The organism is Streptomyces sp. NPDC054783, assembly GCF_053611725.1.
Genome location: NZ_JBSHAY010000002.1, coordinates 193,274 through 207,301, shown reverse-complemented (window position 1 = coordinate 207,301; position 14,028 = coordinate 193,274). Strand labels below are relative to the sequence as shown.

Here is a 14,028-nt window from a genome sequence, read left to right as displayed (position 1 = left end):
AGGGGGGTGCGGAGCGGGGCAGCTCAGTGGTGCTCGGCGAGCGCGCCCTGAATGTAGGAGCAGGTCAGCAGGACGAACACGTACGCCTGGACAGCCTGGATGAAGAGCTCGAAGGCGGTCATGATGATCGTCATCGAGAACGAGACGGCGGAGTAGGCGATGCCGATGCCGTTCAGCATGTACCAGCTGGCGACCGTGAAGAGCACGAGCAGCGTGTGACCGGCGAACATGTTCGCGAAGAGTCGTACGGCGTGCGTGAACGGGCGGACCAGCAGGTTCGAGAAGAACTCGATGGTCATGGACAGCGGGAGCACCGCGCCCAGCGACTTGTCGTAGCCGGTGAAGTTCTTGAAGGCGCCGACGAAGCCGTGCCGCTTGAAGGTGAGCGGGACCCAGACGAGGTAGACGATCAGGGCCAGGACCATCGGGTAGGCGATGATCGACGTGACCGGGAACTGGGCGACCGGGATGATCGACCAGAGGTTCATCATCCAGACGAAGAAGAACAGCGAGACGATCAGCGGGACGTACTTCTCGCCTTCCTTCTTGCCGATGGTCTCGTAGACCACGCCGCGGCGGATGAAGTCGTAACCGGCCTCGGCGACCAGCTGGAGCTTGCCCGGGACGACCTTGGGCCTGGCGAACGCGGCCCAGAAGAAGCCCACCACGACGATGGAGCCCAGCAGGGCGAGGAGCATCGGCTTGTTGAAGTAGATGCCGTTCGTGTCGCCCCAGAGCGGCTTGAAGAGGAACGAGTGCAGGCCCGGAGCGACGGTGTCGAAACCGCACCCGGAGAACAGGTGGCAGCTCGAGTCGAAAGCGAGCGTCTGCGTCGGGTCAGCACTCACCGCGGGCTCCTTCAGCGTGGCGCATAGGTACGGCAACCTCGTTGTGTCGGCGCGGCGCATGGCCGCGGTTCGGCACGGGACTGGTGTTACGGATGTGGGGGCGGCCGGGGGGCATCTCGCCTCGCGATTGAGCAGGCGTCAGCTCGGATGCCCGCGCCCGCGATGCCGCAGTTGGCACCGGACGATAGCAGGGTCTCTCCAGCGTCTTTATCCCGGCCCTACCTCTCACGACGAGTGCCCCGACTTGTGGGACTTTTCGTTGTTCGAGGAGGAGGTCGAATCGGGTTCGACGTAGAGAATCTTGGACTTCATGTGCGCCCGCGTCTGCGCGGCGATCCAGGTGAGGGTGCCGGCGACGAGCGTGAGCGCGAAGGCCCTGGGATTGAAGAGCGTGGTGTGCTTGAACGCGGCCACGAAGACGAACAGCAGCAGGATCTGGGCCGCGTACAGCATCAGTCCCATGGCCTGGAAAAGATGCGGAAGCGATTTGGCGGTGCGCTGGAGCACGTACAGGCCCAGCCCCATGAAGAGAATCACGATCAGCGTCGCGACGACGGCCCCGATCGCCCCCTTGCCGCCCGCGACCACACCGCTGACGACGGCGGCAATCGCGCCGACGGCAGCCGTGGGCACGGCAGCCTGGGCCAGAATCCGGACGTCATTGGACGGCATGGCGGCAACTCCGCTTTCACAGGGGGCAGGGTGTCGTCATGGACGAGCGTAGTCCCGGGCTGAGTGATCGAATCCTCAGGTCGAGGGGCCCACGCACTTGGGTCCTTCGACTCTCTCCGGGTTCTCGTGAACCGTATCACAAACTATTTGATGAGGTCTTTACCTGGTGGGTGTGCTTGCCGTCACACATGAGAATGACAGTGCGCGTCTGTGCAGATGTGACACCCACTTGTCTGGTATTAGGGGCCTTTGCTCCCCCATGAGTCGGCAATGCTCTAGTCAGATTCTTACCTTGGACTGTCTCAGTGTCGGTCAAGGAAACGCGAACGAGCGCCGATCGCGGTCGCTCCGTTGACGCCCGAGATCCCGGCGGTGACGGGGGACCGTTCCCCGGCCTCCTGCGTCTCCGGCATCTCCTGCGGCTCGTCGGCCTCCCTGGCCACAGCGGCCTCGGCCGCACGGCGACGCAGGCGGTAGCGCGGCGGCACGAACCGCTGGGCCCACACCGGCACCCGCGGCGTGAAGCGCGGGAGCAGCAGCAGGACCAGGCCCACCGCGCTGAGGAAGACCACGCCCAGCACGATCCACATCGAGGCCGAGTTGACCGAGTAGGCCAGCGCGCCGAAGGCGATCAGCGCCGACCAGAAGTACATGATCAGCACCGCCCGGCTGTGCGAGTGGCCGATCTCCAGCAGGCGGTGGTGCAGATGGCCGCGGTCGGCCGCGAACGGGGACTGGCCGCGCCAGGTGCGCCGTACGATCGCGAGGACCAGGTCCGCCGCCGGCACCGCGATGATCGTCAGCGGCAGCAGCAGCGGGATGTAGACCGGCACCGTCTGGTGCACCGCCGCCTTCTCCGACCCCGTGAACAGCGCGAGCGCGTCCGGGTCCAGCTGACCGGTGATCGAGATCGCGCCGGCCGCCAGCACCAGGCCGATCAGCATCGAGCCGGAGTCGCCCATGAAGATCCGCGCCGGGTGCATGTTGTGCGGCAGGAAACCCAGGCACATGCCCATCAGGATCGCCGCGAACAGGGTCGCCGGGGCGGCGGCCTCGATGCCGTACGAGTACCAGATCCGGTACGAGTACAGGAAGAACGCTGCCGCCGCGATGCAGACCATGCCGGCCGCGAGGCCGTCCAGGCCGTCCACGAAGTTCACCGCGTTGATCGTGATGACGACGAGCGCCACGGTCAGCAGCGTGCCCTGCCACTGGGTCAGCGCCACGTTGCCGACGCCGGGGATGGGCAGCCACAGGATCGTCAGACCCTGGACCACCATCACGCCCGCGGCGATCATCTGGCCGCCCAGCTTGATCAGCGCGTCGATCTCGAACTTGTCGTCCAGGACGCCGATCAGCCAGATCAGGGCCGCGCCGGAGAGCAGGGCCCGCGGCTCGTTCGACTTCGTGAAGACCTCGTTGAGGTTGGTCAGGTGGTCCGCGACCAGCAGCCCCGCGCACAGGCCGAAGAACATGGCGATACCGCCGAGGCGCGGAGTGGGTTCCCGGTGCACGTCACGCGCCCGGATCTCCGGCATCGCCCCGGCCACGATCGCGAACTTCCGTACCGGCCCTGTCAGCAGGTACGTCACCACGGCCGTGATACAGAGCGTCAGCAGGTATTCACGCACAGGCTTCCCCACGGGTCTCGCTGGCCATCACAGCCCCACACCCTAGCGATGGACGTATACGGATGGGGACTTCCGGGTAGCCACGATGGTTGCACGCCCGGCTGTGGGTCATGGCGCACACCGGGATGTACGGGACAACGCCTACCCCCGTTCAGCCCGGATACGGCGGAAAAGCTGCTGTGAGAACGCGCACCTCGTCCCGGGCCCCGGCCGGCTCCCGCTCGCCGCGCAGCACGGCAGCCATCAGCGCGGCGATCCGCACCATTTCCGGCTCTCCCATGCCCTGCGTGGTCACCGCGGCCGTGCCCAGGCGCAGGCCCCGGCCGTCGCCGTGCGGCAGCGCACAGCAGTCCAGCACGATCCCGGCGGCGGCCAGCCGGCCGCGCGCGGTACGGCCGTCCACTCCGAGCGGGGCGGGGTCGGCGGTGATCAGGTGGGTGTCCGTGCCGCCGGTGGTGACCGTGAGGCCCTCGCCGGCCAGGTGACCGGCGAGAACCCGTGCGTTGGCGACCACCTGATGGGCGTACACGGCGAAGGCCGGTGTTGCCGCCTCGCCGAACGCGACGGCCTTCGCGGCGATCGTGTGCATCTGCGCGCCGCCCTGGGTGAACGGGAACACCGCCCGGTCGACGCGCTCGGCCAGTTCGCTGCCGCACAGGATCATCCCGCCGCGCGGACCGCGCAGCACCTTGTGGGTGGTCGCGCACACGATGTCGGCGTACGGCACCGGATTCGGCGCCGCGCCGCCGGCGACCAGCCCGATCGGGTGCGCGGCGTCGGCGATCAGATAGGCCCCGACCTCGTCGGCGACCTCACGGAAGAAGGCGTAGTCGATGTGCCGGGGATAGGCGATCGAGCCGCACACGATCGCCTTGGGACGGTGGCCCAGGGCCAGGTGCCGCACCTGGTCGTGGTCGATGAGCCCGGTCTCCGCGTCCACCCCGTAGCCGACGAAGTCGAACCAGCGGCCGGAGAAGTTCGCGGGCGAGCCGTGGGTGAGATGGCCGCCGTAGTGCAGTCCGAGGGCGAGGACGGTGTCGCCGGGGCGCAGCAGGGCGGCGTAGGCGGCCAGGACGGCCGAGGAGCCGGAGTGGGACTGGACGTTGGCGTGTTCGGCGCCGAACAGCTCCTTGGCGCGGTCGATGGCGGCGCGTTCGGCGAGGTCGACGATCTCGCAGCCGCCGTGGTGCCGGGCACCGGGGTAGCCCTCGGCGTACTTGTTGGCGAGCGCGGAGCCGAGCGCGGCGAGCACGGCCGGCGAGCAGAAGTTCTCGGCTGCGATCAGCTGCAGGGTGGTGGACTGACGGTCCAGCTCCGCGAGGAGGATCTCGGCCATCGCCGGGTCCTGCCGCCGCAGGACGTCGGTCTCGAGGGTAGGGGTGACCGACATGGCGGGCTCCCGGGGCGGTCGACGGTGACGTATCACCAATGTAGGCCCGGGATGTGCGGTATGCCCGGTATCGACGTCCAGCGTCTACGTACGCGCCGGTACCCCGGTCAGCGCCGTCACCACCGGATCCAGCGCCTGGTGTATCTCGTCCCCGATCGACCGGAAGAACGTCAGGGGCGCCCCGTACGGGTCGTGGACCTCGTCCGCCTCCGCCGTGGGCGCGAGCAGCCACCCGCGCAGCGCCGCCGCCGCCCGGACCAGGGCGCGGGCGCGCATGACCACGCCGTCCTCCAGGGGCGGCAGCGTGGCCGTGTCTATCGCACGGACCAGGCGGGTGAACTCCTTCAGGGTGAAGGTACGCAGGCCCGCCGAATGGCCCATGGAAATGACCTGGGCGCGGTGGTCGCGGGTCGCGGTGAGGACCAGGTCGGCCATGATGACGTGCTCGTCGAGCAGTTCCCTGCCGGTGAAGCCGGAGGCGTCCGCGCCGAAGTCGGCCAGCACGGCCTCCGCGTTGGCCTCCATCGGCGCGCCCTCATGGCCCCAGGTGCCCGCGCTCTCCACGATCAGCCCGCCGCCGAGCACGCCGAGCCGCTCCGCCACGAAATGGCGGGTCAGCCGCTCGGTGATGGGCGAGCGGCACACGTTGCCGGTGCTGACGTGGAGGATGCGGAAGGTGTCGCGCGGAAAGCCGAACGTCGTCGTCTGCTCCGCCGCACGTTCCCCGATGCCTATGCCACGCCCCGCTTCAGGGGCCGTCAATTCGCCACCTCGAGGTCGGGTACGACCTTGCGCAGCTCCTCCGGCGAGATCGCGCCCTCGCGCAGCAGCACCGGCACCCGGCCGGTGACGTCCACGATGGACGACGGCACGTTGCCCGGGGTGGGGCCGCCGTCGAGGTAGACGGAGACGGAGTCGGCGAGCATGTCCTGGGCGGCGTCGCAGTTCTCCGGCGCCGGGTGGCCGGTGAGGTTGGCGGAGGAGACGGCCATCGGGCCGACCTCGGTGAGCAGTTCGATCGCGACCGGGTGCAGCGGCATACGGACGGCCACCGTGCCCCGTGTGTCGCCCAGGTCCCACTGCAGGGACGGCTGGTGCTTGGCGACGAGGGTCAGGGCGCCCGGCCAGAACGCGTCGACCAGCTCCCAGGCCAGCTCGGAGAAGTCCGTGACGAGGCCGTGCAGCGTGTTCGGGGAGCCGATGAGGACAGGGGTGGGCATGCTGCGGCCCCGGCCCTTGGCGGCGAGCAGGTCGGCGACCGCCTCCGAGGAGAACGCGTCGGCGCCGATGCCGTACACCGTGTCGGTCGGCAGGACCACCAGCTCGCCCCGGCGGACGGCGGACGCTGCCTCGCGCAGACCCGTCGCGCGGTCGGTCGCGTCGTTGGTGTCGTATCGCCGTGCCATGTCTAGCGGGCCTCCTCGTACACGTAATGCGGGACTTCGGAAAAGACTGCGGGAGGGGTGCTCACGGCAGCGCCTTGCGGGCGGTCGCGAACCGGGGGCGGTTGTTGAGGTCGGGGTGGTCGGCCGCGTCGGCCCAGCCCCGCTCCTCGGTGAAGATCCACGGCACCTGGCCGCCCTGGGTGTCGGCGTGCTCGATCACGACGACACCGCCCGGGCGCAGCAGCCGGTGAGCGGTGCGCTCGATGCCCCGGATCAGGTCCAGGCCGTCCTCGCCGGAGAACAACGCCAACTCGGGGTCGTAGTCACGGGCCTCCGGGGCCACGTACTCCCATTCCGTGAGCGGGATGTACGGCGGGTTGGAGATCACCAGGTCGACCTGTCCGTCGAGGTCGGGAAAGGCCGTCAGGGCGTCACCCTGGCGCAGGTCGACCCTGGACCCCGCCACGTTCTTCCGCGTCCACACCAGGGCGTCCTCGGACAGCTCCACGGCGTGCACACGGGAGCGCGGGACCTCCTGGGCGAGGGCGAGCGCGATGGCGCCCGAGCCGGTGCACAGGTCGACGATGCACGGCTCGACGACGTCCATGGCGCGTACGGCGTCTATGGCCCAGCCCACCACGGACTCGGTCTCGGGCCGGGGCACGAACACGCCCGGCCCCACCTGGAGTTCCAGGTAGCGGAAGTAGGCCCGCCCGGTGATGTGCTGCAGCGGCTCGCGCTGTTCGCGCCGGGCGATGACCTCCCAGTACCGGGCGTCGAAGTCCGAGTCCTTCACGGAGTGCAGTCCGCCGCGCTTCACACCGTGCACGAACGCGGCGAGCTCCTCCGCGTCGGTGCGCGGCGAGGGCACGCCGGCGTCGGCCAGCCGCTGGGTGGCCTGGGCCACCTCCGCGAGCAGCAGGTTCACGCAAGTCCTCCGTGTCGTGCTCGTACGTGCGTAGGTGTCTTACGCAGCCGCCAGCTTCGCCGCCGAGTCGGCGTCGACGCAGGCCTGGATGACCGCGTCGAGGTCGCCGTCCAGGACCTGGTCCAGGTTGTACGCCTTGAAGCCGACGCGGTGGTCGGAGATGCGGTTCTCCGGGAAGTTGTAGGTGCGGATCTTCTCGGAGCGGTCGACCGTGCGGACCTGGCTGCGGCGGGCGTCGGCGGCCTCCCGCTCGGCCTCCTCCTGCGCCGCGGCGAGCAGCCTGGAGCGCAGGATACGCAGCGCCTGCTCCTTGTTCTGCAGCTGGCTCTTCTCGTTCTGGCAGGAGGCGACGACGCCGGTCGGCAGGTGCGTGATGCGCACCGCGGAGTCGGTCGTGTTGACCGACTGGCCGCCCGGGCCGGAGGACCGGTAGACGTCGATGCGGAGGTCGTTGGGGTTGATCTCCACGTCCACCTCCTCGGCCTCCGGGGTCACGAGGACACCGGCGGCGGAGGTGTGGATACGGCCCTGCGACTCGGTCGCCGGCACGCGCTGCACGCGGTGCACGCCGCCCTCGTACTTCAGCCGGGCCCACACGCCCTGGCCGGGTTCGAGCTGGCCGCGGGCCTTGACCGCGACCTGGACGTCCTTGTAGCCGCCCAGCTCGGACTCGGTGGCGTCGATGATCTCGGTCTTCCAGCCGACGCGCTCGGCGTAGCGCAGGTACATGCGCAGCAGGTCGCCGGCGAAGAGGGCCGACTCGTCGCCGCCCGCGCCCGCCTTGATCTCCAGGATGACGTCCTTGTCGTCACTCGGGTCGCGCGGGATCAGCAGGAAGCGCAGGCGCTCGGTGAGCTCCTCGCGCTGCTTCTCCAGGTCCTTGACCTCGGCGGCGAAGTCGGGGTCGTCGGCCGCCAGCTCACGCGCGGTCTCGGCGTCGTCGCCGGCCTGCTTCCAGGAGCGGTACGTGGCGACGATCGGGGTGAGCTCGGCGTAGCGCTTGTTCAGCTTGCGCGCGTTCTGCTGGTCGGAGTGGACCGACGGGTCGGCGAGCTTCTTCTCCAGATCGGCGTGCTCGGCGACGAGTTCCTCGACGGCCTCGAACATCTTGGGCTCCTGTACTGCGGGTGAGGGAAGGGCGGGCGACCAAAAACGCCGGTCCCGGGCACACCCCCACGAGGGCGTGACCGTGGACCGGCGAAATGGGGCTCGCTACTTCTTGGAGCCGGCGGCAGCCTTGCCGAAGCGGGCCTCGAAGCGGGCCACACGGCCACCGGTGTCGAGGATCTTCTGCTTGCCCGTGTAGAACGGGTGGCACTCGGAGCAGACCTCGGCCCGGATGGTGCCGGACTCGATGGTGCTACGGGTGGTGAACGACGCGCCACAGGTGCAGCTGACCTGCGTCTCGACGTACGCGGGGTGGATGTCGCGCTTCAAGGTGTCTCCTAGGTTTCGGGAGGGCGCCGGGTCGCTGCCGCGGGGTGCGGGAGCGTGAACCGGAGCCGACGTACCAGTCTGCCAGGACTGGGGCCATCCACCCAAACCGGGGGTGCGGTTGTTCTATTCCCGCGGGTGAGCGGGTGTGTCGCCGGCTACCTCACCACACCGTTGGCCTCACCCGTGGCCGTACCCGCCGTGGCCGACTTGGGGATCGGGCGGTCGTTCTTCAGCGCGTCCCAGACCAGCTGGGCCTTCTGCTTCTCCATGAGCACGCGGTTGGGGTTCGCCGGGTCGTACTGGACCGGCATGGTGATCATGGTCATGTTCTTGGCGGCGATGCCCTTGAGGCCGTCCGCGAAGTCGATGAGGGAGTTGACCGAGCCCAGGTCGGAGTCGGTGGTGACCGTCTTGGTGGCGGTGTCGGCGAGGTCGTACAGCTTCTTGGGGCTGGTGAGGACGCCGACGTGCTTGACCTGGTTGAGCAGCGCCTTGACGAAGGCCTGCTGGAGCTGGATGCGGCCCAGGTCGGAGCCGTCGCCCACGCCGTGCCGGGTACGGACCAGGCCGAGGGCCTGCCGGCCGTTCAGGGTGTGGGTGCCGGCCTCGAGGTTCAGGTGGCTCTGCGGGTCGTCGATGGTCTTGGCCGTGGTGACCGGGACGCCGCCGAGGTCGTCGATGAGCTTCTGGAAGCCCGCGAAGTCGACCTCGAGGTAGTGGTCCATGCGGATGCCGGTGAGGGACTCGACGGTCTTCACCGCGCAGGCCGCGCCGCCGGTGGAGTAGGCCTCGTTGAACATCGTGCCGTTCGCGGCCGGGTGCGTGGTGCCCTTGGTGTCGGTGCAGGCCGGGCGGTCGATCAGGGTGTCCCGGGGGACGGAGACCACGCTGGCCTTCTTGTGGCCCTCGTAGACGTGGACGATCATCGCCGTGTCGGAGCGGGCGCTGCCGTCGTCGGTGCCGCCGCCGAGCTTCCTGTTGGAGCCGGAGCGGGTGTCCGAGCCGAGGACGAGGATGTTCTCGGAGCCGTTGTCGATCTTCGAGGGCCGGTCGTTGCCGAGGGCCTGGTCGATGTCGACGCTTCGGATGTTGCCGTTGAGCTTGAAGTACAGGTACCCCGCGCCCGTCCCCGCCAGCACCACCACACCGGCGGCCGTCCAGGCCGCGACGCGTACGCCCTTGCGGCTCTTGCCGCGGGCCTTGCGGCGGCGGCCCTCGCCGCTGCGGCGGGGGCCGGTCTCACCCGGCGTGGTTATGGCGGGCTCCGGCGTGCTCTCGGCGGACACAACACTCCTAGGTCTCGTCGCTCGGTTACCCCCTGCTTTCAGGGTCAGGCGCGGTCGGTACCGCTCCATCGTCGCTCCGTAAGGGCAGACGGAGAAACTCGGGCAAGGGTTGCACAACGCACAGTGCCCATCGCGTGCGGCGATGGGCACTGTGCGTCATCGGGTTACGGGCGGTGAGCCTCGCTCACCTGGGGTTTCAGCCCCAGATGTCGTACGCCTGGAAACCGGTGCCGACCGAGATCCTTGTGGCAAAGATCTCGCTGGTCGCCTTGCCGGTGCCCGGGTACAGGTAGAGCGTGCCGCCGGTGTTGCGGGCCAGGAAGTCGGCCTTGCCGTCACCGGTGATGTCGCCGACCGCGTCGAAGGCGTTGTAGCCGGTCCAGGCGCTGCGCACCTTGATCCGGGCGGCGAAGGCGCCCGAGCCGGATGTGCCGGTGCCCCGGTACAGGTACACGTCGCCGGTGCTGCTCTGGCGGGCGATCAGGTCGGCCTTGCCGTCGCCGTCGAAGTCGCCGTGGCCGCGCAGGGAGTTGTACTGGCCCCAGCCGGAGCCCACCTTGACGGGGGAGGCGAAGGAGCCGTCGCCCTTGCCCGGGTAGATCCACAGGTTGCCGGAGGAGTCGACCGAGAGCAGGTCGGGCAGGTAGTCGCCGGTGACGTCACCGGGGGCGACGGTGAACTTCCGGGTGGACCAGTTGCTGAAGATCTCCTTCTTGCTCCAGCTCTGGGTGGCCGGGATGTAGTGCAGCCAGAAGACCGCGCCGTCGCTGCTGCGGCGCAGGACGAAGTCCTGGTAGCCGTCCCGGTCCAGGTCCGTCTGCAGGATCGTGTTGTAGCCCGAGAAGCTGCCCCAGGAGATGCGGGCCCCGAACGAGGTGCCCTGGGAGTCCTTCTCGTAGCCGGTGGACGTGGACTGGCTGCGGACGAACAGGTCGGCCTTGTGGTCGCCGCTGAGGTTGGTGTCGTCGATGCGCGGGTAGGCGGCGCCGACGTACGTCCTCACCTTGCTGAACACGCTGTAGGAACCCTTGGCGACGCAGTTCTCCACGCCCCAGGAGACGATGCCGACGATGCGGTTGTTCACGACCAGCGGGCCGCCGGAGTCGCCGTTGCAGGTGGCCGTGGTGCCGGAGTCGCTGCCGGACGCGGGGTTGCCGGCGCAGACCATGTGGCCCGCGATGAACGGGTCGCTGCCGTCGGGCTGCTTGTAGGCGGTCGCGCACGTGCTGTCGGACTGGATCGGCAGGGTCGCCGTCTTGAGCGTCTGCGAGATGTCCTGGCTGGTGGAGCTGGTGCGGCCCCAGCCGTAGACCTTGGCACTCGTGCCGGCCGCGTAGGACGCCGTGTCGGTCGACGTCGTCATGCGGATCGGCGTGGCCTTGACCGGGCTCGGCAGGGTCAGAACGGCGATGTCGTTGTCGATGGCCGTCGCGTTGTACGACGGGTGGTTCCACTGCCGCCAGACACCGGAGACCGTGCCGCCGTGCAGGTCGGTGTTGCCGGAGGTGTCGGTGGTGGGCAGCTGGTCGGTGCCGGTGACGATGGCGCCGTTGGCGTGCCAGTCGAAGCCCTTGACGCAGTGCGCGGCGGTCAGGATCTTCGTCGGCGCCACCACGGCACCGCCGCAGAAGAAGCCGACGTCGTCGCCGGTGGCCGTGGTGCCCTTGTCGTCGTAGTACCAGAGCTGGGCCATCCACGGGGCCGAGGTGATGCTCGTGGTGGTACCGCCGATGATCATCGGGCTGACGGTGCCGGTGCCGGACGTCGTGGACGAGGACGACGGGGACGACGCGGAAGACGAAGCAGCCGTCCCGGTGCCCTTCGTGTCCTTGGTCCCCGAGGCCTTCTTGAAGTCCTTGTCGGTGGTGAGCGCGCCCGCGACGCGGTCCGTCAGCTCGGTGAGGGACGCGGAGCTGGTGGCCGGCTTGACGGTCGGCGAGGCCGAGGCCGTCGTGGCACCGGCGGAGGTGGTCAGCAGCGCGGCGGCGACGGCCGCGGCGACACCGGCGGCGGCGACGGGCAGGCCGATGCGTATGCGGCGTCTGTGCCGGCCGGCGCGGGGCAGAGGTGTGGACAAAAGAGTCCCCCCATGAAGCGATGAGTCAGAAGGGGCGCGTGACACGCACCCGTACCTCTCAGCGCCAAAGGGCCGCCCCCCGTCACCGATTGACGGGGGGCGGCCCTCTTTCTTATCCAGTCTCTACCGACTAGTCGCCGTTGCCGGGCGTCGGCGTCGTCTTCTGAATCTGCATCAGGAACTCGACGTTCGACTTGGTCTGCTTCATCTTGTCGAGCAGCAGCTCGATCGCCTGCTGCTGGTCGAGCGCGTGCAGCACTCGGCGCAGCTTCCAGACGATGCCCAGTTCCTCGGCCCCGAGCAGGATCTCTTCCTTACGCGTACCGGAGGCGTCGACGTCCACGGCCGGGAAGATCCGCTTGTCCGCGAGCTTGCGGTCGAGCTTGAGCTCCATGTTGCCCGTGCCCTTGAACTCCTCGAAGATCACCTCGTCCATGCGGGACCCGGTGTCCACGAGAGCCGTGGCCAGGATGGTCAGCGAACCGCCGTCCTCGATGTTCCGCGCCGCACCGAAGAACCGCTTCGGCGGGTACAGCGCGGTCGAGTCGACACCACCGGACAGGATGCGGCCGGAGGCCGGAGCCGCCAGGTTGTAGGCACGGCCCAGACGCGTGATCGAGTCGAGCAGCACGACGACGTCGTGGCCCAGCTCCACCAGACGCTTGGCGCGCTCGATGGCGAGCTCGGCGACCGTGGTGTGGTCCTCGGCCGGACGGTCGAAGGTCGAGGAGATGACCTCGCCCTTCACCGACCGCTGCATGTCGGTGACCTCTTCCGGACGCTCGTCGACGAGGACGACCATCAGGTGGCACTCGGGGTTGTTGTGCGTGATCGCGTTGGCGATCGCCTGCATGATCATGGTCTTACCGGTCTTCGGCGGGGCCACGATCAGACCACGCTGGCCCTTACCGATCGGCGAGACCAGGTCGATGATGCGGGTCGTCAGCACGCCCGGGTCGGTCTCCAGGCGGAGCCGGTCCTGCGGGTAGAGCGGGGTCAGCTTGTTGAACTCCGGGCGGCCGCGGCCGTGTTCGGGCGCCATGCCGTTGACGGAGTCGAGGCGGACCAGCGCGTTGAACTTCTCGCGGCGCTCGCCCTCCTTCGGCTGACGGACCGCACCCGTGACGTGGTCGCCCTTGCGCAGGCCGTTCTTGCGGACCTGGGCGAGGGAGACGTACACGTCGTTCGGGCCCGGCAGGTAGCCGGAGGTCCGGATGAAGGCGTAGTTGTCGAGGATGTCCAGGATGCCCGCGACGGGGATCAGGACGTCGTCCTCGGCGAGCTGCGGCTCGGCGATGTCGTCGCGGCCACGGCGGCCTCGGCGGTCCCGGTAACGGCCGCGCCGGCCCCGGCGGCCGCCCTCGAAGTCGTCGTCGTCCTGCTGGCGGTCCTGGCGGCCGCCCTGCTGCTGGCCCTGCGGCTGACGCTGCTGGCCGCCCTGCTGGTCGTCGCCCTTGCCGCGGCGGTCGCGGTCGCGGTCACGCTCGCGGTCCCGGCCGCGCTCCCGGCGGTCGCGGCGGCCACGGCCGTCGCCGTCACCGGCGTCGCCCTGCGCCTGCGGCTGCTGGGCCGGCGTCTCGGCCTTGGGCTCCGCCTTGGCCTCGGCGGCCACGGTCTCTGCACTGCTCGGGGCGGGGCTGCCGGCCTCGGCGGTGGCGCGGCGGCGACGGCGCTCGGTCGGGGCGTCGTCGGAGGCCGGCTGGCCCGGGATCTCGATCTGCTGCTGGGCCACGGCCTTCTCGGCGGGGGCCTCGGTCTTGGCCTCCGCCTTCTTCTCGGCGTCGTCGCCGGTACGGGCCTTGGAGGTGGCGCGGCGCTTCGGCTTGGTCTCGGTGGCGGTCTCGGCCTTGGGGGCGGCGCCCCCGGCGGCCTGCGCCTCCTTGATGACCTCGATCAGCTGGCTCTTGCGCATCCGCGCGGTGCCCCTGATGCCGAGGCCCGAGGCGACCTGCTGCAGCTCGGCCAGCACCATGCCCTCGAGGCCGGTACCGCGGCGCCGCCGGGAGCCGGCACCGGTGGCAGGCGCGGAGGCGTCCGTGGCGGGCGCGGCAGCGGTCTCCTCGACACGTGCGCCCATCAGATCGGTGGTGTCGCTCACGAAGGGTCCTTCCCTGGAGCGGACGTCGGCCTGTCTGGCTCGGCGACCGGTTGTGCTGTCCGGCTACGGTCCTGTCTTCCGTGAACCGTGCCGGGGCGGTGGTCCGCCAAAGCGGCGGAGGAAATGTGCGTTGATTGGCGCTTCCGCGAGCCGTGGCACCGAGTGTCACGTGGCGTGGTAGCACCGATTCCGGAGCGTGCCCGGCGGCCCGCTCAGTGCCCGCATACGACGTACTGCCCAGGTACGGCGTACGGAACACGGAGTGGCGTGGGGGGC

Annotated in this window: 12 protein-coding genes; all 12 read right to left on the bottom strand. The window is 69.5% G+C overall.

Annotation, left to right across the window (positions count from 1 at the left end; translation table 11 throughout):
* Nucleotides 1-23: 23 nt before the first annotated feature.
* A complete protein-coding gene (gene atpB / locus ACWGJ5_RS05220; protein ID WP_453308426.1) occupies nt 24-848 on the bottom strand; it encodes a F0F1 ATP synthase subunit A in 825 nt (274 codons plus the stop codon).
* A 225-nt stretch (nt 849-1,073) separates the two neighbouring features.
* Entirely contained in the window at nt 1,074-1,520 is a 447-nt protein-coding gene (locus tag ACWGJ5_RS05215) for a hypothetical protein (protein ID WP_453308425.1), read from the bottom strand.
* A gap of 302 nt (nt 1,521-1,822) precedes the next feature.
* Entirely contained in the window at nt 1,823-3,151 is a 1,329-nt protein-coding gene (locus ACWGJ5_RS05210; RefSeq protein WP_453308424.1) for an MraY family glycosyltransferase, read from the bottom strand.
* A gap of 151 nt (nt 3,152-3,302) precedes the next feature.
* Nucleotides 3,303-4,541, bottom strand: coding sequence for a serine hydroxymethyltransferase (locus ACWGJ5_RS05205; protein ID WP_453308423.1), 1,239 nt, complete (start codon nt 4,539-4,541; stop codon nt 3,303-3,305).
* 84 nt (nt 4,542-4,625) lie between these two features.
* Nucleotides 4,626-5,303: an arsenate reductase/protein-tyrosine-phosphatase family protein gene (locus tag ACWGJ5_RS05200; RefSeq protein ID WP_228623578.1), complete on the bottom strand. Its 678-nt coding sequence runs from the start codon at nt 5,301-5,303 to the stop codon at nt 4,626-4,628.
* Nucleotides 5,300-5,947, bottom strand: coding sequence for an L-threonylcarbamoyladenylate synthase (locus ACWGJ5_RS05195; RefSeq protein ID WP_228623577.1), 648 nt, complete (start codon nt 5,945-5,947; stop codon nt 5,300-5,302). The genes ACWGJ5_RS05200 and ACWGJ5_RS05195 overlap by 4 nt, the downstream gene beginning before the upstream one ends.
* A gap of 61 nt (nt 5,948-6,008) precedes the next feature.
* The gene (gene prmC / locus ACWGJ5_RS05190) at nt 6,009-6,854 is read right to left on the bottom strand and encodes a peptide chain release factor N(5)-glutamine methyltransferase (protein ID WP_453308422.1); all 846 of its coding nucleotides are present in this window, start codon (nt 6,852-6,854) and stop codon (nt 6,009-6,011) included.
* A 39-nt stretch (nt 6,855-6,893) separates the two neighbouring features.
* Nucleotides 6,894-7,961, bottom strand: coding sequence for a peptide chain release factor 1 (prfA, locus tag ACWGJ5_RS05185; RefSeq protein WP_453308421.1), 1,068 nt, complete (start codon nt 7,959-7,961; stop codon nt 6,894-6,896).
* Nucleotides 7,962-8,066: 105 nt separating this feature from the next.
* Nucleotides 8,067-8,291 (bottom strand): 50S ribosomal protein L31, encoded by a 225-nt coding sequence (gene rpmE / locus ACWGJ5_RS05180; RefSeq protein ID WP_014675000.1) that lies wholly within the window; start codon nt 8,289-8,291, stop codon nt 8,067-8,069.
* A gap of 155 nt (nt 8,292-8,446) precedes the next feature.
* Nucleotides 8,447-9,577: an LCP family protein gene (locus ACWGJ5_RS05175; protein ID WP_453308420.1), complete on the bottom strand. Its 1,131-nt coding sequence runs from the start codon at nt 9,575-9,577 to the stop codon at nt 8,447-8,449.
* A 196-nt stretch (nt 9,578-9,773) separates the two neighbouring features.
* Nucleotides 9,774-11,654 (bottom strand): trypsin-like serine protease, encoded by a 1,881-nt coding sequence (locus ACWGJ5_RS05170; RefSeq protein WP_453308419.1) that lies wholly within the window; start codon nt 11,652-11,654, stop codon nt 9,774-9,776.
* Between the two features lie 130 nt (nt 11,655-11,784).
* Nucleotides 11,785-13,752: a transcription termination factor Rho gene (rho, locus tag ACWGJ5_RS05165; protein ID WP_453308418.1), complete on the bottom strand. Its 1,968-nt coding sequence runs from the start codon at nt 13,750-13,752 to the stop codon at nt 11,785-11,787.
* Between the last annotated feature and the right edge of the window lie 276 nt (nt 13,753-14,028).

Bases quoted from the DNA above. Each gene is read 5' to 3' on its own strand.
- prfA (WP_453308421.1), bottom strand. From the start codon at position 7,961: ATGTTCGAGGCCGTCGAGGAACTCGTCGCCGAGCACGCCGATCTGGAG.
- ACWGJ5_RS05215 (WP_453308425.1), bottom strand. From the start codon at position 1,520: ATGCCGTCCAATGACGTCCGGATTCTGGCCCAGGCTGCCGTGCCCACG.
- ACWGJ5_RS05195 (WP_228623577.1), bottom strand. From the start codon at position 5,947: ATGGCACGGCGATACGACACCAACGACGCGACCGACCGCGCGACGGGT.
- ACWGJ5_RS05205 (WP_453308423.1), bottom strand. From the start codon at position 4,541: ATGTCGGTCACCCCTACCCTCGAGACCGACGTCCTGCGGCGGCAGGAC.